This window comes from Aeromonas sp. QDB20 (assembly GCF_027707805.1).
GTDB classification, from domain to species: domain Bacteria; phylum Pseudomonadota; class Gammaproteobacteria; order Enterobacterales; family Aeromonadaceae; genus Aeromonas; species Aeromonas dhakensis.
Window position 1 is genome coordinate 98657 of record NZ_JAPCJC010000007.1, and the last position, 26099, is coordinate 124755.

The 26099-nt window shown below is 64.3% G+C and carries 22 protein-coding genes and 1 riboswitch; of the genes, 9 read left to right on the plus strand and 13 right to left on the minus strand.

Annotated features, from left to right (window positions below):
• Nucleotides 1-7: 7 nt before the first annotated feature.
• Entirely contained in the window at nucleotides 8-1855 is a 1848-nt protein-coding gene (locus PG897_RS11290) for a M3 family metallopeptidase (protein ID WP_201885210.1), read from the minus strand.
• Nucleotides 1856-2146: 291 nt separating this feature from the next.
• Here PG897_RS11290 and PG897_RS11295 point away from each other — a divergent pair, with 291 nt between their 5' ends.
• A complete protein-coding gene (locus PG897_RS11295; RefSeq protein ID WP_017784626.1) occupies nucleotides 2147-3838 on the plus strand; it encodes a methyl-accepting chemotaxis protein in 1692 nt (563 codons plus the stop codon).
• A 265-nt stretch (nucleotides 3839-4103) separates the two neighbouring features.
• Nucleotides 4104-4189: riboswitch (cyclic di-GMP riboswitch) on the plus strand.
• Nucleotides 4190-4250: 61 nt separating this feature from the next.
• On the plus strand, nucleotides 4251-5675 hold the full coding sequence (gene gbpA / locus PG897_RS11300) for an N-acetylglucosamine-binding protein GbpA (protein ID WP_201885211.1): 1425 nt from the start codon (nucleotides 4251-4253) through the stop codon (nucleotides 5673-5675).
• Nucleotides 5676-5747: 72 nt separating this feature from the next.
• Here the strand turns inward: gbpA and cbl are convergent, their stop codons facing one another.
• The 6 genes from cbl to PG897_RS11330 form a co-directional block, all read right to left on the minus strand.
• On the minus strand, nucleotides 5748-6695 hold the full coding sequence (gene cbl, locus PG897_RS11305; protein ID WP_005308577.1) for an HTH-type transcriptional regulator Cbl: 948 nt from the start codon (nucleotides 6693-6695) through the stop codon (nucleotides 5748-5750).
• 175 nt (nucleotides 6696-6870) lie between these two features.
• The gene (locus PG897_RS11310; RefSeq protein WP_201881929.1) at nucleotides 6871-7938 is read right to left on the minus strand and encodes a sulfate/molybdate ABC transporter ATP-binding protein; all 1068 of its coding nucleotides are present in this window, start codon (nucleotides 7936-7938) and stop codon (nucleotides 6871-6873) included.
• 22 nt (nucleotides 7939-7960) lie between these two features.
• Complete coding sequence (gene cysW / locus PG897_RS11315) at nucleotides 7961-8857, minus strand: sulfate ABC transporter permease subunit CysW (protein ID WP_201881927.1); 897 nt, start codon at nucleotides 8855-8857, stop codon at nucleotides 7961-7963.
• Complete coding sequence (gene cysT / locus PG897_RS11320; protein ID WP_005308571.1) at nucleotides 8854-9693, minus strand: sulfate ABC transporter permease subunit CysT; 840 nt, start codon at nucleotides 9691-9693, stop codon at nucleotides 8854-8856. The genes cysW and cysT overlap by 4 nt, the downstream gene beginning before the upstream one ends.
• A gap of 279 nt (nucleotides 9694-9972) precedes the next feature.
• On the minus strand, nucleotides 9973-10548 hold the full coding sequence (locus PG897_RS11325) for an RBBP9/YdeN family alpha/beta hydrolase (protein ID WP_094697073.1): 576 nt from the start codon (nucleotides 10546-10548) through the stop codon (nucleotides 9973-9975).
• A gap of 56 nt (nucleotides 10549-10604) precedes the next feature.
• Complete coding sequence (locus PG897_RS11330) at nucleotides 10605-11606, minus strand: sulfate ABC transporter substrate-binding protein (RefSeq protein WP_201881925.1); 1002 nt, start codon at nucleotides 11604-11606, stop codon at nucleotides 10605-10607.
• Nucleotides 11607-11815: 209 nt separating this feature from the next.
• Here PG897_RS11330 and PG897_RS11335 point away from each other — a divergent pair, with 209 nt between their 5' ends.
• The 5 genes from PG897_RS11335 to PG897_RS11355 all read left to right on the plus strand — a co-directional run bounded on the left by PG897_RS11335 (nucleotide 11816) and on the right by PG897_RS11355 (nucleotide 15089).
• Nucleotides 11816-13078, plus strand: coding sequence for an MgtC/SapB family protein (locus tag PG897_RS11335; protein ID WP_043169346.1), 1263 nt, complete (start codon nucleotides 11816-11818; stop codon nucleotides 13076-13078).
• An 80-nt stretch (nucleotides 13079-13158) separates the two neighbouring features.
• Nucleotides 13159-13749, plus strand: coding sequence for a sugar O-acetyltransferase (locus PG897_RS11340; RefSeq protein ID WP_010635198.1), 591 nt, complete (start codon nucleotides 13159-13161; stop codon nucleotides 13747-13749).
• Nucleotides 13746-14087: a DUF1294 domain-containing protein gene (locus PG897_RS11345; RefSeq protein ID WP_043169348.1), complete on the plus strand. Its 342-nt coding sequence runs from the start codon at nucleotides 13746-13748 to the stop codon at nucleotides 14085-14087. Before PG897_RS11340 ends, PG897_RS11345 begins: the two co-directional genes overlap by 4 nt.
• A gap of 128 nt (nucleotides 14088-14215) precedes the next feature.
• The gene (locus PG897_RS11350) at nucleotides 14216-14428 is read left to right on the plus strand and encodes a hypothetical protein (protein ID WP_005308557.1); all 213 of its coding nucleotides are present in this window, start codon (nucleotides 14216-14218) and stop codon (nucleotides 14426-14428) included.
• A gap of 199 nt (nucleotides 14429-14627) precedes the next feature.
• Nucleotides 14628-15089: a hypothetical protein gene (locus tag PG897_RS11355; protein WP_043169350.1), complete on the plus strand. Its 462-nt coding sequence runs from the start codon at nucleotides 14628-14630 to the stop codon at nucleotides 15087-15089.
• 73 nt (nucleotides 15090-15162) lie between these two features.
• Here PG897_RS11355 and PG897_RS11360 read toward each other — a convergent pair whose 3' ends face one another.
• The 6 genes from PG897_RS11360 to argC all read right to left on the minus strand — a co-directional run bounded on the left by PG897_RS11360 (nucleotide 15163) and on the right by argC (nucleotide 21820).
• Nucleotides 15163-15798 (minus strand): FMN-binding negative transcriptional regulator, encoded by a 636-nt coding sequence (locus PG897_RS11360; protein WP_270829007.1) that lies wholly within the window; start codon nucleotides 15796-15798, stop codon nucleotides 15163-15165.
• A 144-nt stretch (nucleotides 15799-15942) separates the two neighbouring features.
• On the minus strand, nucleotides 15943-17325 hold the full coding sequence (argH, locus tag PG897_RS11365) for an argininosuccinate lyase (RefSeq protein WP_025202263.1): 1383 nt from the start codon (nucleotides 17323-17325) through the stop codon (nucleotides 15943-15945).
• 445 nt (nucleotides 17326-17770) lie between these two features.
• Nucleotides 17771-19006, minus strand: a complete 1236-nt coding sequence (locus PG897_RS11370; protein WP_010635203.1) for an argininosuccinate synthase — start codon at nucleotides 19004-19006, stop codon at nucleotides 17771-17773.
• Nucleotides 19007-19060: 54 nt separating this feature from the next.
• Nucleotides 19061-19984, minus strand: a complete 924-nt coding sequence (locus PG897_RS11375) for an ornithine carbamoyltransferase (protein ID WP_065018340.1) — start codon at nucleotides 19982-19984, stop codon at nucleotides 19061-19063.
• 25 nt (nucleotides 19985-20009) lie between these two features.
• Nucleotides 20010-20789: an acetylglutamate kinase gene (gene argB, locus PG897_RS11380; protein WP_094696358.1), complete on the minus strand. Its 780-nt coding sequence runs from the start codon at nucleotides 20787-20789 to the stop codon at nucleotides 20010-20012.
• A 23-nt stretch (nucleotides 20790-20812) separates the two neighbouring features.
• Nucleotides 20813-21820 (minus strand): N-acetyl-gamma-glutamyl-phosphate reductase, encoded by a 1008-nt coding sequence (argC, locus tag PG897_RS11385; RefSeq protein ID WP_270829008.1) that lies wholly within the window; start codon nucleotides 21818-21820, stop codon nucleotides 20813-20815.
• A 268-nt stretch (nucleotides 21821-22088) separates the two neighbouring features.
• On the opposite strand from argC, the gene argE reads away from it, so the two are divergent.
• Together argE and ppc are read left to right on the plus strand one after the other, a co-directional pair.
• A complete protein-coding gene (gene argE / locus PG897_RS11390) occupies nucleotides 22089-23234 on the plus strand; it encodes an acetylornithine deacetylase (RefSeq protein ID WP_270829009.1) in 1146 nt (381 codons plus the stop codon).
• 215 nt (nucleotides 23235-23449) lie between these two features.
• Nucleotides 23450-26083 (plus strand): phosphoenolpyruvate carboxylase, encoded by a 2634-nt coding sequence (ppc, locus tag PG897_RS11395; RefSeq protein ID WP_270829010.1) that lies wholly within the window; start codon nucleotides 23450-23452, stop codon nucleotides 26081-26083.
• Nucleotides 26084-26099 lie beyond the last annotated feature (16 nt).

The window sequence follows — 26099 nt, forward strand, 5'->3', positions numbered from 1 at the left end:
TTGCGCCTCAGTGACTGGTGGTCGCCTCCTGGTAGTGGTGGCGGATCCAGCGTTCGAAGCCGGCCAGCATGGCTTCCTCTGAGTCGCTATTGTCGGCGATAAGCTGGTCGCCGTGAACTACCCGAATGCGGGCATCGAGCGGTGCCCCCTCGCCGGCCGGCGGACGCTGACGGGCCGCCGCCATGCAGGCCTCGGCCTGTTGCCACGCCTCGGCCACGCTCTGGTTGCACACCGCGGCCAGCGGGCCGGCGCTGAAGCCCTTGCCGGTCAGGCTGCGCAGGGTCTCGTCATGGGTCATGCCGTTGCCCGGCCCCCAGTAGTGGGCGGCCAGATCCGGCCCGATACGCGGGTTGTCGGTGAGGTAGCCGTCGCGCTTCAGGAAGTAGGCGCGGGTCTGCTCCACCGCCATCAGCGCCAGCAGGTAGCCGTGATAGGCACAGGCCGACTCCTGGTTGAGCAGGTGCGGGATGGCCAGCAGCGGACGCGGGCTCTCCACCCCCAGGATCTGGCGCTCCCAGCGGCGGGCCAGCGCCAGCACGGCGGCCGGGGTGCGTTCGGCCTCGTCCATGGCGTAGAGATCACGCTCGAAGTAGGCCACCAGCGCGATCTGGCGCTCGTTGAAGGCGCGAAACGGCTGGCGTGCCTCGATCATCGCCTTGATCAGCGCATCCGGGATCGGCTCCCCCGCCGCGTTCCTGGCATAGCGCTTGAGCCAGTCCGCGTCATCCAGCAGGCTGTCACAGAACATCGACTGGGTCTCGGCATAGGCCATGGAGGTGGGCGGGAACTCCTGGGAGAAGCAGGGGGCGTTGCCGGTGACGTTGGCAAAGTGCGCCGCATGGCCCCCCTCGTGGAACAGGGTGTTGAGCCCGCTCCAGCCGCTGCCCACCTGGGCCGGGTCGGCCAGGCTGGTGAAGTTGACCACCGCCGGCACCCACTCCCCCTCCTGCCAGAAGCTCGGCACCGGGCCGTGGCAGAAGCCGTTCTCGTATTTCCCCTCCCGGGTCAGCAGATCCAGGGTGAGGGTGGCGCCGCGGTACTGGATGCCGAGGCGGCGAAAGCTCTCGACCCAATCCTGCAGCGCCCGCGAGAAGGGCACATAAGGGTCGAGCTGGCGGGTCACGTCGCCGCTCACGCTGTAGCGCAGGTTGTGGGGCAGCAGGGCCGCCTCCCCCTTGACCGCTTTCAGCTCGGCCAGGCTCTGGTGCAGCCGCTGCTCGGTGCCGGCGATGAAGTCGTCGAGGATGGCGAACAGCTGCGCCGGGCTCATCTGCTCGTTCTTGTGCACCTTGTAGTCGAAGTAGTCGCGATACCCCATGGCCCGGGCGAAGCGGTTGCGCAGCGCGACTATGGCCAGGTAGCCATTGTCGACCACCCAGTTTTCCAGGGTGTGGAACATGGCGAGCGCGCTCTGGCGCACCGCCTCGTTGCTACTGGCGGCCAGTGCCGTGCTGGCGGCGGGCAGACTGCCTGCCACCTCGCGGCCCTGCTCGTCCAGCAAGGTCAGCTTCAGCTCCCGACGGCGGGCGAACAGCGCCGCCTCGGCGGCCACCAGCTCGTCCATCAGGGCGGCAGCGGCCGGCGCCTCGATGACGTTGCATTCGAAGAAGGCGATCCAGCCTGCCAGACCGCGCTTGAGCTCGGTCTCCTCGGCCATGGCATGCATCTCCCGCAGCACCGGCAGGCGCGCCGGGTCGGCGCAGAAGGCCTTGTAGGCCTGCTCGGCGGCGGTGAAACCGGCCTGATCGTCACTGGTGCCCATGTAGGTGGACCAGAACAGATCCTCCTTGCGCCTGTGCACCTGCAGGTAGTCGGCGTTGAGCTGGTTGAGATAATTCCTGGCAATGGAACTCATAAATTCCCTCTTGTTATGGGGCAGCACGGGGTGCCCACTCCTTTTTGGTGAAATGCCGACTCATTCACATTTTCTGCAAATAATCCGGCAAATGGTGCGCCGGGATGCGCGCGAACACGCTACCAAAAGCGAGGGTTTCTGTCTGCTGGCTATACTGGTGTCAAACTTCTCAATTGGCGTGCTGTCGCGCCAAGCCTTTGAAAGTTAATTAAATGTTAAATGAAAAATAATCAGGGCCAGCCGACAGACTGGTCACCACCAGACCCGCATGGGAAAGTTAAGGAAGAGACTATGTTCAAGCTCGGTGATATTGCCGTGAGCCGCAAATTGATGCTGTTGCTCTCACTGGCGCTGGTCGGCTTCATCGCACTGCTGCTCATCTCCGCCAGTGCCCTGCAGCGCAATCTGATGAGTGAACGGGAAGCCAGGCTGCAGGCTGTGCTGGATCTGGCCATGAGCCGGATCCAGGCGCTGGCCGCCACCCTGCCCGCCCCACAGGCGCAGGCCGAGGCCAGGGCCATGCTCAACAGCATGCGCTTTGACGGTGACAACTACCTGTTCGTGCTGGACGAGAACCGTCGGATGCTGGTGCACCCCGTCCGGCCCGAGCTGGTCGGCCAGCAGATGGGTGAGAGCGGATCCGCCACCGCCGGCGCGCACTGGCAGCGGATGGTGGATCTCGGTAGAGGGGGTCAGCAGGGTCGGCTGGAGTACCAGTGGGTCTCCCCCTCCGGCGAATCGGCCCAGAAACTGTCGCTGGTGGCCGGCTATCAGCCCTGGGGCTGGATCCTCGGCTCCGGCGTACTGCTGCAGGACATCCAGGCCACCATCTGGTCCCAGTACCAGCTGATGGGGGGCGCCACCCTGCTGGTGACCCTGCTGATGGGGCTGCTGGGCTTTGCCATCAGCCGCTCCATCGTCAACCCGCTGGCCGAGATCAACCGGGCCATGCAGCAGGTGGCCGCCGGCGATCTGGTGGTGAGCATCCCGGTGCACGGCAAGGATGAGCTGGGGGCCGTCGCCAGCTGCACCAACCAGGGACTCAGCGCCATCCGGCACGCCCTGCTGGAGGCAAGCCAGGGGGCCGGCAACGTGGCGGATGCCGCCCTGCGCATCGCCGCCTCCGCCGAACAGACCAACCAGGCGGTCAACAGCCAGCGGGATCAGCTGGCCCAGCTCGCCACCGCCATGAACGAGATGAGCGCCACCATCGCCGACGTGGCCGGCCACGCCGAGAACACCGCCCGCGACACCCAGGACGCCACCAGCGAGGCCGGCCTCGGCAACCGGGACGTGCACGCCAGCGTGCACGGCATCCAGGCGCTGGCCAGCGAGGTGGAGCAGGCCACCTTGCAGGTCAACCAGCTCAAGGAGGGGGTGATGCAGATAAGCGAGGTGACGGCGGTCATCAGCGCCATCTCGGAGCAGACCAACCTGCTGGCCCTCAACGCCGCCATCGAGGCGGCCCGCGCCGGCGAGCAGGGCCGCGGCTTTGCCGTGGTGGCCGACGAGGTTCGCCAGCTGGCGAGCCGCACCCGCCAGTCCACCGAGGAGATCCAGAGCACCATAGCCCAGCTGCAGCAGCGGGCGGTGAGTGCGGCCGACGCCATGGACGCCAGCCGCAAGCTGGCGGAGAGCAGCGTCGGCCAGTCGGAGAAGGCGGGCCAGGATCTCTCCCTCATCGTCAACCACATCCAGCACGTCAGCGACATGGCGACCCAGATCGCCACCGCGGCGGAACAGCAGAGCATGGTGGCGGAGGACATGAACCGCAACGTCAGCGGCATCAACGACTCGGCGCTGGAGATGTCCCAGTCCGCCTCCCAGCTGGCTCAGGAGAGCGAGCTGCTGGCCGGACTCTCCCGCAGCCTGGACGAGCGGCTGGCCCTGTTCAAACTGGGCTCGGCCAGCCACCAGCCGGCAACCCAGCCACGGATGCCGCAACCGCCGCGGCAGGAGGATCGCCCGCGCATCCGCCACTGATCCGTCCTGGCTTGTCGCAGCGCACGCCCCCGCCAGATCGGCTGGCGGGGGCGTTTTTCATTGCGAAAAAATGCCAAATATTTGCATCTTGTCGACCTGTTCGACGAACTTGATGCCGTGGCGCCGAGTTAATAGCCATTTAAAAACATAAAGTTAAGTGTTTGCTCTACTCCGATGAGGTCAAGCTGTAAAGATTTACACTTAATTATTTAATCAAAAATAGTCATGATGAGTTGTCGCCAAACGCGACACCATGACCCTTTATGTAGTCATTTGGCAAACTGGTTGAAAGGCCAGGACGCAAAGCCTCCGGTCTAAAGACATGTCGTCCAGGATAGCGGGGTTGCCACACAGTGTTTCGGGGAACGCCCCTGCCAACTTGACTGCCCACATCTGTCGAACAGAGGAATGTATGGCAGCAAAAATCCAACTCAATCACGTCGCTGCAACCCTGGCCCTGCTGGTCAGTGGCAGCGTGCTCGCCCACGGCTACATCAGCCAGCCGGAATCGCGCAACTACCTGTGCAAGACCGGCGGCAACAGCCAGTGCGGCGCGGTGCAATGGGAACCCCAGAGCGTGGAAGGCCCCTCCGGCTTCCCGAATGGTGGCCCTGCCGACGGCCAGATCGCCTCGGCCGGCAGCGCCAGCTGGGGCGAGCTGAACGCCCAGACCAGCGACCGCTGGACCCGCCGCGAGGTACAGGCCGGCCCCTTCGCCATCAGCTGGACCTTCACCGCCAACCACGTCACCCGCAACTGGCGCTACTACCTCACCAAGCAGGACTGGAACCCGAACCAGCCGCTGACTCGCGCCTCCTTCGAGCTCACCCCCTTCTGCGTGGTGGACGGCAACATGACCCAGCCGCCCAAGCAGGTCACCCACCAGTGCAACCTGCCCGAGCGCACCGGCTATCAGGTGATCCTGGGGGTGTGGGAAGTGGGTGACACCAGCAACAGCTTCTATAACGTGATCGACGCCAACTTCAAGGGCGGCACCCAGCCACCGCTGGAATGGAGCCAGGGCGGCACCATCTACCCCTCCACCGAGCTGGCGGTCGGCGACAAGGCCAGAACTCTGGTGTTCGATGCCAACGGCGTGCGCCCCGATCTGCAGACCGAGCTGACCATCGCCAGCCCGGAGCAGGGGCAGAAGAACAACTGGACCCACGCCCTGGCGAGCAAGATCAATGCAGAGCAGAACCAGATCCGCGCCGGCCAGCAGAGCGGTGAAGGCCAGTTCAACCCCGTCTACGGCCAGAACCCGGTCTACTTCAAGGCCGGCAGCGCGCTGGAGCGAGTCGAGATCCAGCTCGAACAGCAGCAGCCACCGGTGAGCAACGGCGTCAGCGTGAGCGGCCTGGAGAGCGACTACCTGCTCGACGAGGGCAAGCTGACCCTCAACTTTACCGTGGCCGCCGAGGGCGATCTGACCGTCACCAACACCCTGTATGATCACGGTGGGGCCGCCAAGGGACAGACCAGCGCCGACATCAAGGACAGCAGCCACAGCTTCACCATGCCGCTCACCGGGCTCAGCGCCGGTCACCACCAGCTGGTGATCGAGGGCAAACCCAGGGCCGGTGGCGAGGCGGTGCAGCAGACCCTGGACCTGATGCTCAAGGATCCGGCCGCCGGCGGTGACTACCAGTTCACCTTCCCGGAGGGGCTCAAGTCCTACACCGACGGCACCAGGGTGCTGCAGCCCAAGAACGGCAAGATCTACCAGTGCAAGCCCTTCCCCTATCGCGGCTGGTGCAGCCAGTGGTCGGCCAGCGCCACCCAGTATGAACCCGGGGTCGGTAGCAATTGGCAGGATGCCTGGATCCTGGTCAACTGACCCGCAGGCACAGCATGACGCCATCAACAAAACGGGGAGCCACTGGCTCCCCGTTTTCTCTGCTGTGACCGCTCAGATCTGGAAGTCGATGGCGGGCTCGCCCCCCATGGCGCGGGCCTGAATGTCCGCCAGCGCCAGCTCAGGGTTGCAGAGCTGGATGAACTGCCAGGCGAAGTTGTGCTGGAACTGCCCCTGCTTGAGACCGATCCAGGCGGTGTGGGGCGCAAACAGCCGGCTGCCGTCCAGCTGCACCAGTCCCTTGTCGCGCTGGGTGTCGAACGCCATGTCCGCCAGAATGCCCACCCCCATCTCCAGCTCGACATAGGTCTTGATGACGTCGGAGTCCTGCGCGGTCAGCAGGATCTGCGGGGCGATGCCGGCCTCGGCAAACGCCTCGTCCACCCGCGCCCGCCCGGTCAGCCCAGCCTGATAGGTGATGATGGGCCACTGGGCCAGCGCCGCCAGGGTCAGCTCCTGCTCGGCACTGAGCGGATGCTGCTCCGGCACCACTATGTTGTGGTGCCAGCGGTAGTAGGGAAACGCCACCACCCCTTCGCTCTTGTCGAGCTGCTCGCTGCTGATGCCGATGTCCACCTCGCCGGTCTGCACCAGCCGCACTATCTCCTCCGGACCGCCCTGGCGCAGCTCCAGCTGCACCAGCGGGAACTGCTCGCGAAACGCCTTCACCACCCGCGGCAGGGCGTAGCGGGCCTGGGTGTGGGTGGTCGCCACCAGCAGCCGGCCCGAGTCGCGGTTGGCAAAGGTGCTGGCCAGCTTGCGGATGTTCTCGGCATCCCCGAGGATGCGCTCGGCGATCACCAGCAGCTCCTTGCCCGGCTCTGTCATGCCGAGCAGCCGCTTGCCGTAGCGGATGAACAACTCGATCCCCAGCTCCTCTTCCAGCTCGCGGATATGACGGCTGACCCCGGACTGGGAGGTAAACAGGGCATTGGCCACCTCGGTCAGGTTGTAATCCCGCCGTGCCGCCTCCCGAATGATTCGCAACTGCTGAAAATTCACGTCATCGCCTCCTGCGCTGACCGGCCGGTCGGGGCCCTCCCCGCCGCCTTGTTGTTATCTTGTCTGGCTGCCCGAGCCTGAACTCTGACCGCCACACTGACCCTGTTGTACCCAGGCGGGCAGACCCCGCCCTGGTCACGCTGCTTGCCTGCGCGGCCCGCCAGGGGCCTGCCACTTAAATCTGGTAATCCGGGTAGAGCTGGGCCTGTCTGGCCACCAGCCGCACCCCCTGGCCCGGGCTGAAGGCGCGGGCCGCCTCCTTGCTCAGCTCGGCCTCGAAGTGCGCACCGTTTGTATCCCCATTGCCACGCAGTTCCACCCGGATGCGCGGCCCCATGGGCAGCAATCGGGTGATGGTGGCGCTGATGCCGCCCGGCGCATCCGCCGGCACTATCTCCAGCTCGTGGGGACGCACATAGGCGACGGCGGCGCTGCCCTCCGCCAGCTGGGAGCTGATGGGCCCGCCCAGTAGCTGCTCGCCGATGCCGAGCCCCTGCCCGGCCACCCGGCCGCGAAACAGGTTCACACTGCCGAGGAAGCTGTGCACGAAGGAGCTGGCAGGCTGGTCGTAGACCTCGGCCGGGGTGCCGATCTGCTCGACCTTGCCGGCGTTCATCAGCACCACCCGATCCGCCACCTCCAGCGCCTCCTCCTGATCGTGGGTGACGAACAGGCTGGTGACGTGCAGCTCGTCGTGCAGCTCGCGCAGCCAGCGGCGCAGCTCCTTGCGCACCTGGGCGTCGAGGGCGCCGAAGGGCTCATCCAACAGCAGCACCTTGGGCTGCACCGCCAGCGCGCGGGCCAGCGCAACCCGCTGACGCTGGCCGCCGGAGAGCTGGGTCGGATAGCGCGCGGCCACATGGCTGAGCTGCACCAGATCCAGCAGCTCCTTGACCCGGGCGCGGATCGCCGCCTCGGCCGGTCGCTCGCTGCGTGGCTTGACCCTAAGGCCAAACGCCACGTTCTCGAACACCGTCATGTGGCGAAACAGGGCGTAGTGCTGGAACACGAAGCCGACGTTGCGCTCGCGCACGTGCAGATCCGAGGCATCCTCGCCGCGGATGATGACGTGGCCGCTGTCGGCCTGCTCCAGCCCGGCGATGATCCGCAGCAGAGTGGTCTTGCCGCAGCCGGAGGGGCCGAGCAGCGCCACCAGCTCACCGTCGTGAAAATCGAGGTTGATGTCGGCCAGCGCCGCGTACTGGTTGAAATGCTTGTTGAGTCCTTGTACCTGAATGCTCATGGCAGCCTCTTGAATTCGGTGATCAGTGAGAGTGAACGGGCTGGGCACGCAGCCGGGCCAACAGGGTTTCCCCCAGCAGGGTGAAGATCCCGAACAGGGCCAACAGGCTGGCTACCGCGAAGGCGGCGCCGGTCTGGTACTCGTTGTAGAGGATCTCGATGTGCAGCGGCAGGGTGTTGGTCTGGCCGCGAATGTGGCCGGAGACCACCGACACGGCGCCGAACTCCCCCACCGCCCGGGCGGTACAGAGCAGCAGGCCGTACATCAGGCTCCAGCGGATGCCGGGTAGAGTGACCCGCCAGAACATCTGCAGGCCGCTCGCCCCCAGCATGATGGCCGCCTCCTCCTCTTCCGGGCCGCGCGCCTCCATCTGGGGCAGCAGCTCGCGCACCACGAAGGGCACGGTGATGAAGGTGGTGGCCAGGATGATGCCGGGAGTGGCGAAGATCACCTTGATGTCGTGCTCGCTCAGCCATTCGCCGAACCAGCCGCGACTGCCGAACATCAGCACGAACATCAGCCCTGCGATCACCGGCGACACGGAGAACGGCAGATCGATGAGGGTGATGAGCAGTTGCCGGCCCGGGAAGCGGAAGCGGGCGATGGCCCAGGCGGCGGCGACCCCGAACAGCAGGTTGAGGGGTACCGAGCAGAGGGTCACCAGGGCGGTGAGGCCGAGGGCGCTGAGGGCGTCCGGCTCGCTGATGGCGTGCCAGAAGAAGGCCAAACCAGGGCTCAGCGCCTGGATAAAGACGGTGGCCAGCGGCAGCAGCAGCAGGGCGGCAAACCAGCCGAGGCCGACCGTGATCAGCAGCCACTTGACCCAGACCGGCTCGCGGATGACGGGGGGCTGGCGCACCGAGGTGGTCGGCGCAGCCTCGCCCGTTGCCAGCGCCAGGCTTGCGTTGGATGCGTTCATATCCGGCTCCCTCCGATACGGGCCCAGCTCCAGGCCTGCAACTTGTTGATAAGCAGTAACAAAATGAAAGAGATCAGCAGCATGACCACGGCGATGGCGGAGGCGCCGGCGTAGTCGTACTCCTCCAGGTGGCTCATGATCATCAGCGGCGCAATCTCCGACACCATCGGCAGGTTGCCGGCGATGAAGATGACGGAGCCGTACTCCCCCACCGCCCGTGCGAAGGCCAGGGCAAAGCCGGTCAGCAGGGCCGGCACCAGGGTCGGCCACAGCACCCGGATGAAGGTCTGCCAGCGATCGGCGCCCAGACTGGCGGCGGCCTCCTCCTGCTCGGTCTCGGCTTCCCGCAGCACCGGCTGCAGGGTGCGCACCACGAACGGCAGCCCGATGAAGGTGAGCGCGATGACCACGCCGATGGGGTTGTAGGCGAGCTCGATGCCAAACGGGGCGACCCACTGCCCGATCCAGCCGTTCGGGGCGAAGATGGCGCACAGGGCGATGCCGGAGACGGCGGTAGGCATGGCGAACGGCAGGTCGATCAGGGCATCCACCAGTCGACGACCGGGGAAGGTATAACGCACCAGCACCCAGGCCAGGATCAGGCCGAACAGGGCGTTGAGCAGCGCCGCCACCAGGGCGGCCCCGAAGCTCAGACGAAAGGAGGCGAGCACCCGCGGCGAACCTATCACCTGCCAGAACTCGGCCAGGGTCAGATTGTTCACAGCAAACAGCACCAGCGCCGAGAGCGGCAGCAGCACCAGCACGCCCAGATAGAGCAGGCTGAAGCCGAGGGTCGGGCCGAAGCCCGGCAGCACGGAGTAAGAACCAAATCGCATAACGCATCCGTTTGTTATGAAAAACATTAGATACAGCGATTCTGCGCATTCCTGTTTGGGGCAACAAACACCAATAACGCCTTTGCTAAGCACTTTTTTATCTAACAACGACATACAAGGCTTTTAGAGCCATAAAATGAAAAAAAGGTCTTTTATATAAATAAAAGACCTAAAAATGGAGCGTCGTGCAATGTACCAAGCTATCCAAATCAGACTGTCGTGGTGTCGGGTGCCTGCCCTCCCTCTCTGTTCCAAACCTCTGTGATCAACGCTCGCCGCTCAGCGAAAACTCAAGGCTGCCCGCCGCTCCCACACCGCCGGCGTCGGCTCCACCACCATCTCGGCCCGCCGATAGAGGGTGCCGAGCAGGTTGAGCCCCTGGTGCCACTCGCCGTGGCCGGACTGGGCATTGAGGTGGCCCACCTCGCCGGCATCGAACAGCGGCACCTGCCACTGGCGGCTCCAGTATTCGGCCCGCTCGAAGCTCATCCAGGGATCGTTGCGGCTGGCCACCAGCTGGGCCGACACCTTGAGCGAGCCTGCCAGCAGCTCGTCTGGCAAGCCGAAGCGGGCCGGATCCGCCGGCGCCACGATAAACAGCGAGGCCACCTTGTCGGGCTGCCGGCGCGCCGCCGTGATGGCCGCCAGCGCGCCGAAGGAGTGGGCCACCAGGTGAGCCCGCCCGCGCCTGCTTTTGAGCTTGCTCGCCAGCTTGGCGCTCCAGACCGTGAGGTCGGGCCGATCCCACGGCAGCCCCACCATCCGCTGCCAGTGGGGGAATTGTTGGTGCCAGCGGCTCTGCCAGTGATCCGGCCCGCTGTTGTGCAGACCGGGAACCAGGAGGATCTTGTTCATCTTGGTGCTCCTATCAGCTGGCACAGGGGCCAGTTCAGTTGACGATGGCCGGCCGCTCAGTGACCCGGCTGATAGATCTGGTCAAACAGGGCGCCCTGGGCGAAGTGCTTCTTCTGCGCCTTGTCCCAGTCCCCTTCCAGATCCTTGACGGTGAACAGGGTCAGCTGCGGGAACTGGGCCGCGGTCTCCTTCAGGATTGCCGGGTTGCTGGGGCGATAGTGATATTTGGCGACGATGCGCTGCCCCTCGTCGGAGTAGAGGTAGTCGAGGTAAGCCTTGGCCACCGCCTCGGTGCCGTGCTTCTTGGCCACCTTGTCCACCACCGCCACCGGCGGCTCGGCCAAGATGGAGACCGACGGCACCACCAGCTCGAACTTGTCGCGATTGCCGGGCTGACCCAGCACCAGCAGGGCTTCGTTCTCCCAGGCCAGCAGCACATCGCCGAGGCCGCGCTCGATGAAGCTGGTGGTGGCGCCACGGGCGCCGGAGTCCAGCACCTTCACGTTCTTGTAGAGATCGCCGACGAACTGCCTGGCCCCCTCCTCGCTGCCGCTCTTCTTCAGGGCGTAGCCCCAGGCAGCCAGGTAGTTCCAGCGCGCCCCGCCGGAGGTCTTGGGGTTGGGGGTGACGATGGCCACGTCCTTGCGCACCAGATCATCCCAGTCCTTGATCTGCTTGGGATTGTCCTTGCGCACCAGGAACACGATGGTGGAGGTGTAGGGCGCCGCATTGTTGGCCAGCCGGCTCTGCCAGTCGGCGCCAATCAGCCCCTGCCTGGCCACGGCATTGACGTCGTAGGCCAGCGCCAGCGACACCACGTCCGCCTCCAGCCCGTCCACCACGGCGCGCGCCTGCTTGCCGGAGCCGCCATGGGACTGGCTGACCACAACATCGTTGCCGGTCTTCGCCTTCCACTCCCTGGCGAAGGCGCCGTTGTACTCCTGGAACAGTTCGCGGGTCGGATCGTAGGAGACGTTGAGCAGGCGGATCTCGGCGGCATTGGCCTGACCGAGGGCCAGCAGGGAGAGCAGGGTCAGGGCGGTCGTTCGCAGTTTCATGGGGATACTCCATATCTCGTTGGGTTGAGTTCAGCATGCCGTGGGCTTGTTATGCCGAGAACCAAGAAATAACGCTTTGCTTATCTCATTTGCTCATATCAGGAGGCCGTAGGCGCCATGCGCGCACTCTGTGAGCCAGGCCGCGCTGGCCCGGTGCCGGCTGTGCCATCATGGAAACAAGGCAGGCTGATGACGAACAGGAAGTCGTTATGTGGATCAACGCAGAACCCGTCAATGGTGCCCTGGTGTCGCTGGCCATCGGCCTCATCATCGGGCTGGAGCGGGGCTGGCAGGTGCGCCAGCTGGGGGACAACCAACGCATCGCCGGGATGCGGACCTACGGCCTCATCGGCCTGCTCGGCGGGGTCTGCGCCCTGCTGCTGCCCACCCTGGGCCCCTGGCTGCCGCTGCTCGGCCTGCTGGCGGTGGTGATTGGTTGCGGCCTCTCGGTCTGGCTGGCCCAGCGCTGGCAAGGGGAGTTCGGCCTCACCAGCTCGGTGGCCATGCTGCTCACCTATCTGCTGGGGCTGATGTCGGTGCTGCTCAGTCCGAGCGAGGCGGTGGCCTGCGCCGTGCTGGCGGCGCTGCTGATGGGGCTCAAGGGCAAGATCCAGCAGGGGATGCTGTTTCTGAGCGAGACCGAATTTCACGCCACCCTGCGCTTTTTGCTCATCTCCCTGGTGCTGCTGCCAGTGCTGCCCAACGAGGAGATGGGCCCGCTCGATGCCTTCAACCCCTTCAAGATCTGGCTGATGGTGGTGGTGATCGCCGGCATCTCGTTCTGCGGTCACTTCGCGGTGCGCCTGCTCGGCACCCGCGCCGGGCTGGTGCTCACCAGCATGCTGGCCGGGCTCGCCTCCTCCACCGCCCTTACCCTGCAGTTTGCCCGCCTCAACAAGGAGCAGGGGGGGCTGGAGCGGCTGCTGGCCACCGGCATCCTGCTGGCGGGAGCCACCATGTGGCTGCGACTGCTGGTGCTGGTGCTGCTCATCCACAACGAGCTGGCGATGCGCCTGGCGGCGCCCCTGCTGCTGCTGGCGGCCACCGTCTACGGCTTCGCCTTCTGGTTCTGGCGCCAGCGCGAGGAGCTGACCGACGGCCCGGTGCAACCCCAGACCAGCAACCCGCTCGATCTCGCCACCGCCATCAAGTTCGGCCTGCTGCTGGCGCTGATCGGCTTCATGGCTACCCTGTTGCAGAACAAGGTGGGCAACTCCGGGGTCTATCTGCTGTCGCTGATCTCCGGCATCACCGACGTGGACGCCATCACCTTGTCGCTCTCCCAGCTCTCCCACAAGGAGCTGGCGCTGGAGGTGGCGGCCCGCGGCATCCTGCTGGCAGGGCTGGTCAACTCGCTGGTGAAGGGGCTGCTGGCCCTGGGGATCGGCGGCCGTCGGCTGGGGCTGCGGGTGCTGTTGCCCTACTTCGTCTCGGCCCTGCTGATCCTGCCGCTGATCTGGCCCGGCGCCTGATCTTGCAGCAAGTGACAGCCTGACGCCGCCAAAGTGCTCGCGTATACTGGCTCCTCTTGGCACATGAGAGGAGCGGTAGCATGGCAAGCGATTGGGACAAGGTTCTGGCGGGCGGCGCCCTGGACAGCCAGAGCGAGGAGATAGCGAACGACCGGATCCGCGGTCAGGCGCTGCTGGCACAACTCAACGCCTCCCCGGCCGGTGACCAAGCCCTGCGCCAGCGCCTGTGCGGTGAGCTGTTCGGTCACTGCCCCGACTCCTGCTGGATCAGCACTCCCTTCACCTGCGAATTCGGCCGCAACATCCACATCGGCGAGAAGACCTTCTTCAACTTCAACATCACCATTCTCGACGTGGGCGAGGTGCACATCGGCAGCCATGTGCTGCTGGCCCCCAACGTGCAGATCTACACCGCCACCCACACCATGGACTATCTGGAGCGACGCAACTGGACCGCCTACAACAAGCCGGTGAGGATCGGCGATGACTGCTGGATCGGCGGCGGCGCCATCATCTGCCCCGGCGTCACCATAGGACCCCGTTCCATCATAGGGGCCGGCGCCGTGGTCACCCGCGACATTCCGGCCGACTCGGTGGCGGTGGGCAACCCGGCGCGCGTGATCCGTAGCCTGAGCCCGGACGCCCCCCGCGGCTGGGAGCTGGCCCTGTGATCTGGCTCGCCCTGCTCCCCCTGCTGTGGACGGCCTGGCTCGGCCTGGCCGACGCCAACTGGTGGCCGCTGGCCATCATCACCGCCATGAGTCTGCTGACGATGCTGGCCTACGCCCACGACAAGCGCCAGGCGGTGCGCGGCGGCTGGCGCATTCCCGAGTCCCGGCTCCACCTGCTCGAGCTGTTCGGCGGCTGGCCCGGCGCCCTGCTGGCCCGCCACTGGCTGCGCCACAAGACCCAGAAGGGGAGTTATCGCAGGGTATTCTGGTTCATCGTGCTGCTGCACCTGACCCTGTGGGGGCTCTGGCTCGGCCGTCCGCTCTGGCAGACGGTCTGACGCGGGCAAGGCAGCCTCTCGACATTCCCGTCCACCCCCTTGCCGGCCATTGCAGCCGGCAACCGGGTATGAGACAACAGATGGCAACAAGGCTGTTTTCTCGTTTGTTCATCGGCAAGGAGTCATTCATGACCATGTGGACCGGTATCGTGCTGATCGTCTTCATCAGCGCTCTGTTCGGCTTTCTCAGCAAGCGGGCCCGCTACCAGTTGGGGGATGCCCGCATCACCGATCGTCTCGGCAAGCAGGACATGCTCATCAACGAGCTGCAGGAGCGCATCGCCAATCTGGAGGCCATCGTCATCGAGGAGGAGAAGCGCCGCCCGTTCAAGGAGCTCTGATCCGGCAAGCCGGGCGGCAAACCGCCAGCCCCCGGGCTGCAAGGGTTTGCCGCCGCCCTCTCTCGCACTCGCCCACCCTCTGCCTGGCAAAAACTAAATTCACCGCAGGATCAGTCCTCTGCCACTCCTAGGCTAAATTTTCGCCAAACTGGCCCGTTCCCTGCTCCGTCATGACATCAGTAGTACGGAGAGTGACATCATGATCGCCATCGGCACCCTGCTTCCCCTCGCCTCCCTCGCCCTCAAGCTCGGCAGCAAGCTGCTTGGGGACAGCACGCCGCCGGCCCAGACCGAGCCCCCCGTGCAGGAAGAGCGGCTAGCCCCCACGGTGCAGAGCCTGTTCCAGCGCCTCGGCGTCAAAGAGGCAAACAGCGAGCAAAACCGTCCCGCCATCAACCACTTCATGGGGGCGCTGATGCAGACCCTGGGCCAGGAGTACTCGGGCCAGTCGCTGCCCCAGGCCATCGACGCCGCCCGCACCCAGCTGGCAAACGGCACCCAGAGCACCCGCCTCGACGCCCTGCAGGGCGAGCTCGACACCCTCAAGGGCTCCCTTGGCAACAGCGACCTCAGCCTCGATCAGCTGCTCTTCGCCTTCAAGCAGACCCTGCCCAATGGCAAGGGGGAAGGCGTCGGCAAGCTGCTCAATGCCAGCGCGTGAGCGGGTGTGGAACCATGAAAAACGGCAACCTGAAGGTTGCCGTTTTTGTCGGGCCGGATCCCATGCTGTCACGCTAGGGTAGTGAGCAAGGTGGACTCAGCATTGCCTGAGCCAGCGCGGTCTGCCCGCGATCCTGCAAGGTATTGGCCGCTCCCAGGCGATCCGCCGCCTCCTTGTTCTGACCCAGCTTGAACTTGCCGACCAGCCCGGTTATCTCGATTTCGATGCCGATGACCGCCTGCACCATGGCCTCGAGATAGTCTCGCGGCGCATCAGCCATCTTCCATGGAGTTGGTTCTCCGACCTCATGATGACGAGTCAGATTTGCCAGCAGCCGGCGCACGAAGCGGGCATCGTCGCGGATCTGGATGCGACCGTGAGCATGCACCACGCTGTAGTTCCAGGTCGGCACCAGCTTGTGATGCTCCTGCTTGCCCGGATACCAGCTGGGAGAGATGTAGCCATCTGCAGCCTTGAAGATCACCAGCACCTCGTCACCGTCTTTCACCTCCTGCCAGAGCGGATTGTTGCGGGCAACGTGGGCACGCAGGACGCCATGTTCCCCTTCTCCAGCATCGAATTCGAACGGCAGGTGGTTGGCATCCAGCCCCCCTTCACCATGGGTGATCAGAGCCCCCAGCGGATAGGCCCGGATCAGCTGGTGCAGAGTCTCGGAGTCGGTGACGGCAAAATGGGGTGGCAAGTACATGCAGGTTCCTTCTGGTTGGCGCTGAGTTCCATTCAGCCTGGTCAGGGATTTATGCCCGCTTTGCCGCCCTCGGGGCAAGCGAAACAGGCTGATAAGCCGACATAAAAAAGAGGGCTGACGCCCTCTCTTGATGTTCTTGTGCATTTAGGCACGTTTGGCCAGCCACTGTTCGGCGGTGGTGAGGGCCGATTCAATCTGCTCGCGGGCGACGCCTCCCTTGGCAACCCGCTTGGCCAAGGTCGCCTCCAGCTCCAGGTTCGGGTAGACATCTTCCCCCACCACGGGACTGAAGCGCTGGAACTCGGGGAGGGAGAGCTCTTCCAGCGGCTTCTTCACGCCGATCGCGTAGACCACGGTTTCACCGACGATATGGTGCGCCTCACGGAACGGGATGCCCTTGGCCACCAGATAGTCTGCCAGCTCGGTGGCGTTGGCGTAGCCCCCCTGCGCCGCCGCCATGGTGCGCTCACCATTGACCTTCAGATCGATCAGCACTAGGGCCGCCATGTCGAGGCAGTCGTGCCAGGTGTCGAGGGCATCGAACAGCCCCTCTTTGTCTTCCTGCATGTCCTTGTTGTAGGCCAGCGGCAGCGCCTTGAGGCTCATCAGCATGCCCATCTGGGCGCCGACCACCCGGCCAGTCTTGCCACGGATCAGCTCCAGCGCATCCGGATTCTTCTTCTGCGGCATCAGCGACGAGCCGGAAGTGACCGCATCGGAGAGCTCGACAAAGCCAGCCTCGCCGGTGTTGTAGAAGATGAGATCTTCGGCAAAGCGCGACAGGTGGGTCATGGAGAGGGACGCCACGTGCATCAGCTCCACCACGTGATCCCGATCGGAGACCGAATCCAGACTGTTGCGGGTGGCGCCGGCAAAACCCATGTCGAGCGCCAAGGCTTCGCGGTCGATGGCGTAGGCGGTGCCCGCCAGCGCGCCGCAGCCGAGCGGGCTGGTGTCGAGGCGCTTGAGGGCATCCTGCAGCCGGGAGTAATCCCGCTCCAGCATCTCCACATAGGCCAGTGCCCAGTGGGCGTAGGTGACCGGCTGGGCCCGCTGCAGATGGGTGTAGCCCGGCAGCACGGCGGCCTGATTGGCGCGGGCGGAGGCGACCAGCCCCTGTTGCAGGGCGGTGATGGAGCCGAGCAGCAGCTCACCCTGTGCCTTGCACCAGAGTTTCAGGTCGGTGGCGACCTGATCGTTGCGCGAGCGGCCGGTGTGCAGCTTCTTGCCGAGATCGCCGACGGCGGCGATGAGCTGGCTCTCGACCCAGGAGTGGATATCTTCAGCATCCGAGCTCAGGATCTGCTGGGGATCCTGCTGCACAGAGGCGAGCAGCACTTCCATCGCCTGCTGCAACTTGCCCTGTTCACCCTCGGTCAACACGCCTACCTTGACCAGCGCTTTGGCCCAGGCCATGGAGCCCTGAATATCCTGCTCCGCCAGCCGGTAATCGAACCGCAGCGAATCGTTGAACTGCTTGAACCGGCTATCGGCTCCCTGACTGAAGCGTCCACCCCAAAGTGCCATACTGCTCTCCTTGAATGCGTTGTCGGTAGGCGTTTGCGCCTGCCGTACTCGCGCGGCCTCTTGGCCTGCGCGCAGAAATCTTGCCCTGTATTTTCCTGTATAACAGTGCGGTGGTGAGGAGTGCTGTTGCCGTTAAACATGTCACATCCAGCAACTGCGAACCGGTTCCCTCTCCCTTTGGGAGAGGGCTAGGGTGAGGGCAATTTTCCCCCTCATCCCCAACCCTTCTCCGCCTGTTTTCCACGTAAGCGGGAGAAGGGGGCAAAGCACACCCCTCATTGAAAGCCGCCCCTGTTATCTCACAGAAGCGGCCGGGGCGCTGCCGCTCTTGTCACAGCTCATCGGTTATCCTTCCCCCCGCTCACAGGCGAGGGAATCAGGTCGCCGCTTATGAGTGAGGGGGCCAAGCCCCCTCACCTGTTTCTGCGGCTTGGAACCTATAGGGTTAGCCGTGGGTGTGATCACCACCGATGGCCTGATGCTGCTCTTTCATGGCGCGGATCCGGCTCGCCAGGGTGTAGAGACGGATAAAGCCTTCGGCATGGCTCTGGTCGTACACTTCGTCGGCGCCGAAGGTGGCGAAGTCTTCGGAGTAGAGGCTGTTCGGCGACTTCTTCTGTACCGCGGTGACCTGACCCTTGTACATCTTCAGCACCACTTCACCGTCGAGATCTTCGGCGATGGCGTTGGCAGAGGCAACGATGGCCTTGCACAGCGGGGTGAACCAGCGACCGTCATAGACCAGGTGGGAGAACTCGGCACCCAGCTTCTCGCGCCAGGCGCGGGTCGGGCGATCCAAGACCAGCTCTTCCACCGCGCGCAGCGCGGCGACCATCACGGTACCGCCCGGGGTCTCGTAGCAGCCACGGGACTTCATGCCTACCATCCGGTTCTCGGTAATATCGATGCGGCCCACGCCGTGCTTGCCGGCACGCTCGTTCAGGGTCATCAGGATCTGGTGCGGGCTGAGCGGCTGGTCATCAACGGCCACCACTTCACCCTGGGCCACGGTCAGCTTGACGTACTCCGGCTGATCCGGAGCCTGTTCGGCGGAAACGGTCCACTGCCACACCGCTTCGGACGGCTCGTTCCAGGTGCTCTCCAGCTCGCCACCCTCGGTGGAGATGTGCCAGGCGTTGGCATCGCGGCTGTAGATCTTCTTCAGGGTCGCCTTGCAGGGGATCTGACGGGCTTCCAGGTAGGCCAGCAGGTCTTCCCGGGAACGCATGTCCCACAGACGCCAGGGGGCGATCACTTTCAGCTGGGGCGCCAGCGCGGCGACCGCACCTTCGAAACGCACCTGATCGTTGCCCTTGCCGGTGCAACCGTGGGAGATGGCGTCGGCCCCTTCCGCCAGTGCGGCCTCGACCATCGCCTTGGCGATCACCGGACGGGCCATGGAGGTACCCAGCAGGTAGGTGCCCTCATAGACGGCGCCGGTCTTCAGGGTCGGGTAAACGTACTCTTTGACGAACTCTTCCCGCAGATCCTTGACGATGCACTTGGTGGCGCCGGAGGCGATGGCCTTTTGCTCGATCCCTTCCAGATCGTCACGCTCCTGACCGACGTCGGCGACGAAGGCGATAATCTCCGCGTCATAGTTTTCCTTCAGCCAGGGAATGATGGCCGAGGTATCCAGTCCGCCCGAGTAAGCCAGTACGATCTTGTTGATTCCGCTCATTTACTTCTCTCCATGATGATTCGATAAAAGGGTGTGATTTGGGGTCGGTTGCCGTTATTTGTGCCCCTGACCATGTCCAAGCAAGGTCAGCAGTACGGCGTTCTGGATATGCATCCGGTTTTCAGCCTCGTCCATGATGAGGGAGCCAGGCCCGTCCATGACCTGAGAGGTGATCTCCAGCTCCCGGTGCGCCGGCTGGCAGTGCAGCACGTGCTGGATGCCGGTACGGTCGAGCAGGGCCTGGTTGATCTGATAAGGCATAAAGATATCTTTTACCTGCTCCATTGGCGTGTTGTCACCCATGGAGACCCAGGTATCCGTGTAGGCCACATCAAACCCTTCGATGGCCGCCACGTCGTCGCTGATGTGGATGGTCGCCCCCGACTGGGCCGCCAGCGCCTGGGCCTGCAAGAAGATCTGGGTATCCGGGCCGTGGCCTTTCGGGCAGACCAGGGTCACGTCGGTGCCGAGGGTCGCCCCCAGCAGCAGCAGGGAGTGGCTGACGTTGTTGCCATCGCCGAGATAGGCCAGCTTCACCTTGGACAGATCGGCGTAGTGTTCGCTGATGGTCATGAAGTCCGCCAGCCCCTGGCAGGGGTGGTAGAGGTTGCACAGGCTGTTCACCACAGGCACAGTGCCGTGTTCCGCCAGCTCGACCAGGGTCTGGTGATCGAACACCCGAGCGACGATGGCATCACACCAGCGCGACAGGTTGGCGGCGAAATCCTTCACCGATTCCCGCTTGCCAAGCGCGCCGTTCTGCTGATCCAGATAGACGCTGTGGCCGCCCAGCTTGGCGATGCCGATGTCGAAGGTGACCCGGGTGCGCAGGGAGGGTTTCTCGAACAGGGTCACCACGCTCTTGCCCGCCAGTGCCTGACCGTACTTTTTCGGATCGGCCTTGACCGATTTGCCCAGGGCGATCAGCGCCTCGATCTGGGCCTTGCTCAAGTCGCTGTCTTTCAGAAGATGTTGCATCGGATGTTCCTTGTTCCGGTGGAGATCAGAGAGAGACCTGGGTGCCAACCGCACCGCCGGCCAGCAGCTTGAGCAGCTGATCCGGGTAGCGCCAGCTGGCGACACAGACCGGTTTGCCCAGGGTCTCGGCTGCATGCAGAGCGGCTTTCACCTTGACCGCCATGCCGTCGCTGATCACCCCCTTCTCCATCAGGTCCAGTGCAGTCAGCTTGTCGAGCTGGGGCACCAGCTTGCCCTTGCCATCCAGGATGCCGCTCACGTCCGACAGCATCACCAGGTCGGCGCCGAGCGCCTCGGCAATGGCGGTAGCCGCCTGATCCGCGTTGACGTTCATCAGCTGCCCGTCGGCGGTGATGCCGATGGAGCTCACCACCGGCAGGAAGCCCTGAGCGAGGATCCCCGCCACCAGTGCCGGGTTGCCCGGCTGGCAGTCACCGACCGCGCCGAGTGCCGGGTCGAGCTGGGTCACCTGGCACAGACCGCCATCCGCCAGACAGAGCCCCACCGCCGGAATGCCAGTGGCGATGGCCTTGGCCATCATCTGCTTGTTGGCGGTACCGGCCAGCGCGCCGGCGATAAACGGGATCTGCTCGAACGGGGTCACCCGCAGACCGTTCTTCTTGGTGGAGGTGAGACCCAGCCCCTTGAGCAGGTCATCCACCAGGCAGCCGCCGCCGTGCACCAGCACCAGGGGTCTGTGCTGCTCGTCCAGAAAGCTTTTGAGGGTGGCGAACAGGGCGGTCAGCGCCTCGTCGTTCTCGATCAGTGCGCCGCCCAGCTTGATTACCAGAGTCTGCTTGTTCATCGTTGCGATCCTTCCTTGAGTCCTTAAATCAGGCCGGTGGCCGGTTCAAATCCGAATTTGATATTTATGCACTGCATGGCCTGGGAGGCGGCGCCCTTGAGCAGGTTGTCGATGGCGGATACCACCACCAGCATGTTGCCCTGCTGTTGCCAGGCGAGGTCGCAGTAAGGGGTGCCCGCGACACCGCGGATGGAGGGCATCTGACCAGTGAGGCGCACCAAGGGCTTGCCCTCGTAGGCCTTGAGATAGGCCTGATCCACCTGGGTCGGCGTCACGCCGTCCGCCAGCTGTACATAGATGGTGGCCAGGATGCCGCGCACATAGTTGCCAAGGTGAGGCTGGAACAGCACCTCCTTGCCGAGGTGATGGCTGATCTCCGGCTGATGCCGGTGATTGAAGGTGCCGTAGGGGTTGAGGCTCACCTCGCAGAAGCTGGTGTTGATGGCCGCCTTGCGACCGGCACCGGAAACCCCGGAGACGGCGTTGATGATGGGCTGCCACCCCCTGGCGATGAGACCGGCCTGCTGCAGCGGCTTGAGGGCGCAGAGGGAGGCGGTCGGGTAGCAACCTGGCACGGCAATCAGCTGGGCCGCCTTGACCGCTTCGGCATTCCACTCGGCCAGGCCGTAGGCGGCCTGATCCAGCCACTGCTCGCTCTCATGGGTGAAGCCGTAGTAGGAGGCGTAAAACTGCTGATCCCTGACCCGGAAGGCACCGGAGAGATCGAACACCGGCAGCCCCTTGGCCAGGAACTTGGGCGCAAGTTCCGCACTCACCTCGTGGGCGGTGGCCAGCAGCACCAGATCGGCCTGGGTCAGGATCCGGGTCATGCCATCCTCGTCCAGCGGCAACAGCGGCTGATCCAGCGCGCCGACCCACTGGGGATGCAGAGCAGAGAAACGCTTGTGGGCGTCCTGGCTGCCGGCGGAGACATAGAGGCCGAACAGCTTGAGTTGTGGATGGTTCTGGACCAGGGCGGCCAGTTCGGCTCCCGCGTAGCCACTGGCACCGACGATAACGGTGTTAAGCATGTTGAGTATTCCAAGTCAGAGTTCGAGATTCACAGCATGGTGCTGCGGTGCACAAGGGGGTTTGATGCCCCATGCACGAGTGCGGAGGGGCAATTCAGGCGGGTGTGTGTCGTCGGTTATAGATCAGGTGACAGAACATTAACTTTCCCTTACAACTAGAAGCCTTGTCGATGAGCCACGTATTCAGGCAAACCTATAGAATATTCATGCACTCACTTTGCATTTGTATTTTCTAACAGAAACATTCCGGGGAAGCAAGGAGGAGCAGGTGGCCAATCTGGATTTTTTTTCACTCTACAAGAATATTATTGCGATTCCGTCCATCAGCAGCACGGATCCCCGCTGGGATCAGAGCAATGAGGCGGTGATCCGGCTGCTGGCCGACTGGTTCGCTCAGCTCGGCTTTCAGTGCGAAGTGACCGCCCTGCCCGAGCTGCCGGGCAAGTTCAATCTGGTGGCGACGATAGGTCAGGGCGAAGGGGGGCTGCTGCTGGCGGGCCACACAGATACTGTGCCGTTCGATGAGGGCGCCTGGCGCAAGGATCCCTTCAAGGTGACCGAAGAGGGCAACCGCTTGTACGGGCTCGGCACCATCGACATGAAGGGCTTCTTCGCCTTTATCGTCGAGGCGCTCAAGGAGATCGACCTCAAGACCCTCAACAAGCCGCTGCGCATCCTGGCTACCGCCGATGAAGAGACCACCATGGCGGGCGCGCGCGCCATCGCGGCGGCGGCCGAGCTCAAGCCGGACTACGCGGTGATTGGCGAGCCGACCGGACTGGTGCCGGTGGTGGCCCACAAAGGGCACATGTCGGAAGCCATCCGCATCACAGGCAAGAGCGGTCACAGCTCGGATCCCGCCAACGGCGTCAACGCGCTGGAGATCATGCACCAGGCCATGGGCCAGGTGCTCAAGCTGCAGCACAGCCTGAAGGAGAAGTACGCGGATCCCAGATTCGCCGTGCCGCAGCCGACCCTGAACCTCGGCTACATCCAGGGGGGCGACAGCCCGAACCGCATCTGCGGTTGCTGCGAACTGCACATCGACATGCGTCCCACCCCGCAGGTGGGCCCAGACGAGCTGATGGGCATGCTCAAAGAAGCGCTCTCCCCCATCGAGATCCACCAGCCGGGTTGCCTGCACCTGCAACACCTGCACGAGCCCATCCCGGCCTACGCCTGCGCCGATGACTCGGAGCTGGTGCGCGAGGCCGAGCGGGCAAGCGGGCGGGCCGCCGAATCCGTGAACTATTGCACCGAGGCCCCCTTCATCCAGCAGCTCGGTTGTGAAACCATAGTGCTGGGCCCCGGCCACATCGCCCAGGCCCACCAGCCGGACGAATATCTCGATCTGTCGTTCGTCAAACCGACCACCAGCGTATTGCAGCACCTGATCCGCCGTTTCTGCCTCTGAACTGACGGGAATGTAAGTAAGTTACATGACATCGCACCTCGGGACAGGTGATGGAAATACATGTTCTGAATCGGCCTGTTATTTGACCTTGCGCAGACAATCTGGGTAGATTGTCACCCTAAGATGACGGAGCATATGTTGTAATCGCACAACAATAAGTGAGGTCGTCTCGCCCCCCGGATGGGTGTCAGGCACCAACAAGATAAGGATGTGGAATGAACGAAAAGTACGCCGCACTACGCGCCAACGTAGGCATGCTGGGTCAACTGCTGGGCAAGTCCATCAAGGATCATCAGGGACAGGCCTTCCTCGACAAGATCGAAACCATTCGCCAGCTGGCCAAATCCTCCCGCAAAGGCAATGAGACGGACCGGGAACGTCTGCTCGACACCCTGCGCAACCTGAGCGACGACGAGCTGCTGCCGGTGGCCCGCGCCTTCAGCCAGTTCCTCAACCTGGCCAACGTGGCCGAACAGTTCCACACCATCTCCCGTCGCTGCGAAGAGCAGGTCTGCACCCCGGATCCGCTCGAGCAGATGTTCGACAAGCTGAAAGCCTCCAACCTGTCGCAGGAAGCCATCATCCAGGCCGTGCGCGAGCTGGACATCGATCTGGTGCTGACCGCCCACCCCACCGAGGTGACCCGTCGCACCCTGATCCACAAGCACGTGCAGCTCAACGACTGCCTCGAGGCGCTGGAGCTCTCCGATCTGCTGCCCCGCGAGCGGGACAAGATCCTCAATCGCATCGAACAGCTGGTCAACCAGGCCTGGCACACCAACGAGATCCGCGAACAGCGCCCGACCCCGGTGGACGAGGCCAAGTGGGGCTTCGCCGTGGTGGAAAACAGCCTGTGGCCGGCCATCCCCGAATTCATGCGCAATCTGGACGAGCGGCTGCAACACCACCTGGGTGTGCGGCTGCCGCTGGATGCCGCGCCGGTCAAGTTCACCTCCTGGATGGGCGGTGACCGCGACGGCAACCCCTTCGTCACCGCCAAGGTGACCGCCGAAGTGCTGGAGCTGGGCCGCTGGATGGCGGTGAGCCTGTTTTACAAGGACATCAAGGAGCTCACCTCCGAGCTCTCCATGTCCGACTGCACCGACGCCGTGCGCGAGCGGGTCGGCGATCACCCTGAGCCCTACCGCGCCCTGGTACGCGAGCTGCGCGAACAGCTGCGCGAGACCCAGGAGTTCCTGACCGCCAAGGTGCAGGGCCAGGCGAGCGAGAGCCGGGATCTGGTCAAGACCACCGCCCAGCTGCGCGAGCCGCTGGAGCTCTGCTACCACTCTCTGCACGCCTGCGGCATGGGCAACATCGCCGATGGCATGCTGCTGGACGTGCTGCGCAAGCTCGCCTGTTTCGGCATCCATCTGGTCAAGCTGGACATCCGCCAGGATGGCGAGCGTCACGGCCAGGTCTTCTCCGAGCTGACCCGCTACCTCGGCATGGGCGACTACGCCGAGTGGAGCGAGGACGACAAGCAGGCCTTCCTGCTCAACGAACTCAACTCCCGCCGTCCGCTCATCCCGACCGACTGGGCGCCGAGCGACGAGACCCGCGAGACCCTGGATACCTGCAAGGTCATCGCCCAGCACGACCCCGATGCGTTCGGCATCTACATCATCTCCATGGCCGGCGCACCGTCCGACGTGCTGGCGGTGCAGCTGTTGCTGAAGGAAGCCGGCTGCAAGTTCCGCATGCCGGTTGCCCCGCTGTTCGAGACCCAGGAAGACCTGATGGCGGGTACCGCCGTGATGGAGCGCCTGCTGTCGGTGGACTGGTATCGCGGCTACATCCAGGGCCGTCAGTACGTGATGATCGGCTACTCCGACTCCGCCAAGGACGCGGGCATGATGGCCGCCGGCTGGGCCCAGTACGCCGCCATGGAATCCCTGGTGGCACTGGCCGAGGCCAACAACCTGCGCCTCACCCTGTTCCATGGCCGTGGCGGTACCGTCGGCCGTGGTGGTGCTCCTGCCCATCAGGCCATTCTGTCGCAACCGCCGGGATCCCTGCGCGGTGGCCTGCGGGTGACCGAACAGGGCGAGATGATCCGCTTCAAGTTCGGCCTGCCCAAGGTGGCCATCCAGAGCCTCAACCTCTACACCAGCGCCGTGCTGGAGGGGAACCTGCTGCCGCCGCCCAAGCCCAAGGAGTGCTGGCGCGCCGTGATGGAGCAGCTGGCCTCTGTCTCCTGCGATCACTACCGCAGTATCGTGCGCGGTCATCCGGACTTCGTGCCCTACTTCCGTGCCGCCACCCCGGAGATGGAGCTCGGCAAGCTGCCGCTCGGTTCACGCCCCTCCAAGCGCAAGCCCAACGGCGGGGTCGAGAGCCTGCGCGCCATCCCCTGGATCTTCGCCTGGACCCAGAACCGGCTGATGCTGCCGGCCTGGCTCGGTGCCCACAAGGGACTGCAGCAAGCCATCGCCGACGGTCAGAAGGGCGTGCTGGAAGAGATGAGCCGTCAGTGGCCCTTCTTCCGCACCCGCCTCGAGATGCTGGAGATGGTGTTCCTCAAGGCTGACGTCTGGCTGGCCGAGTACTACGACACCCGGCTGGTGCCCAAAGAGCTGTGGGATCTGGGCAAACAGCTGCGTCAGGAGCTTGCCGACTCCATCCAGGTGGTGCTGGAGCTGCGCCCGCAGGGCGACTTGCTCGACGACCAGCCCTGGATCAAGGAGTCCATCAAGCTGCGCAACCCCTACACAGACCCGCTCAACGTGCTGCAGGTCGAGCTGCTGGGCCGCTCGCGCAACCACCCGGAGACCCTGCATCCCGAGCTGGATCAGGCGCTGATGGTCACCATCGCCGGTATTGCCGCCGGTATGCGCAACACGGGTTGATAGTCGTGGCTATCAA

What these genes read in the sequence shown, in the direction of transcription:
- PG897_RS11355 (WP_043169350.1), top strand. Translation starts at nt 14,628, where the DNA reads ATGATCGCCATCGGCACCCTGCTTCCCCTCGCCTCCCTCGCCCTCAAG.
- PG897_RS11375 (WP_065018340.1), bottom strand. Translation starts at nt 19,984, where the DNA reads ATGCAACATCTTCTGAAAGACAGCGACTTGAGCAAGGCCCAGATCGAG.
- argC (WP_270829008.1), bottom strand. Translation starts at nt 21,820, where the DNA reads ATGCTTAACACCGTTATCGTCGGTGCCAGTGGCTACGCGGGAGCCGAA.
- cysW (WP_201881927.1), bottom strand. Translation starts at nt 8,857, where the DNA reads ATGAACGCATCCAACGCAAGCCTGGCGCTGGCAACGGGCGAGGCTGCG.
- cysT (WP_005308571.1), bottom strand. Translation starts at nt 9,693, where the DNA reads ATGCGATTTGGTTCTTACTCCGTGCTGCCGGGCTTCGGCCCGACCCTC.
- PG897_RS11350 (WP_005308557.1), top strand. Translation starts at nt 14,216, where the DNA reads ATGACCATGTGGACCGGTATCGTGCTGATCGTCTTCATCAGCGCTCTG.
- ppc (WP_270829010.1), top strand. Translation starts at nt 23,450, where the DNA reads ATGAACGAAAAGTACGCCGCACTACGCGCCAACGTAGGCATGCTGGGT.
- PG897_RS11310 (WP_201881929.1), bottom strand. Translation starts at nt 7,938, where the DNA reads ATGAGCATTCAGGTACAAGGACTCAACAAGCATTTCAACCAGTACGCG.
- argB (WP_094696358.1), bottom strand. Translation starts at nt 20,789, where the DNA reads ATGAACAAGCAGACTCTGGTAATCAAGCTGGGCGGCGCACTGATCGAG.
- PG897_RS11330 (WP_201881925.1), bottom strand. Translation starts at nt 11,606, where the DNA reads ATGAAACTGCGAACGACCGCCCTGACCCTGCTCTCCCTGCTGGCCCTC.
- PG897_RS11340 (WP_010635198.1), top strand. Translation starts at nt 13,159, where the DNA reads ATGGCAAGCGATTGGGACAAGGTTCTGGCGGGCGGCGCCCTGGACAGC.
- argH (WP_025202263.1), bottom strand. Translation starts at nt 17,325, where the DNA reads ATGGCACTTTGGGGTGGACGCTTCAGTCAGGGAGCCGATAGCCGGTTC.
- gbpA (WP_201885211.1), top strand. Translation starts at nt 4,251, where the DNA reads ATGGCAGCAAAAATCCAACTCAATCACGTCGCTGCAACCCTGGCCCTG.
- PG897_RS11290 (WP_201885210.1), bottom strand. Translation starts at nt 1,855, where the DNA reads ATGAGTTCCATTGCCAGGAATTATCTCAACCAGCTCAACGCCGACTAC.
- PG897_RS11325 (WP_094697073.1), bottom strand. Translation starts at nt 10,548, where the DNA reads ATGAACAAGATCCTCCTGGTTCCCGGTCTGCACAACAGCGGGCCGGAT.
- PG897_RS11335 (WP_043169346.1), top strand. Translation starts at nt 11,816, where the DNA reads ATGTGGATCAACGCAGAACCCGTCAATGGTGCCCTGGTGTCGCTGGCC.
- PG897_RS11370 (WP_010635203.1), bottom strand. Translation starts at nt 19,006, where the DNA reads ATGAGCGGAATCAACAAGATCGTACTGGCTTACTCGGGCGGACTGGAT.
- PG897_RS11295 (WP_017784626.1), top strand. Translation starts at nt 2,147, where the DNA reads ATGTTCAAGCTCGGTGATATTGCCGTGAGCCGCAAATTGATGCTGTTG.
- PG897_RS11360 (WP_270829007.1), bottom strand. Translation starts at nt 15,798, where the DNA reads ATGTACTTGCCACCCCATTTTGCCGTCACCGACTCCGAGACTCTGCAC.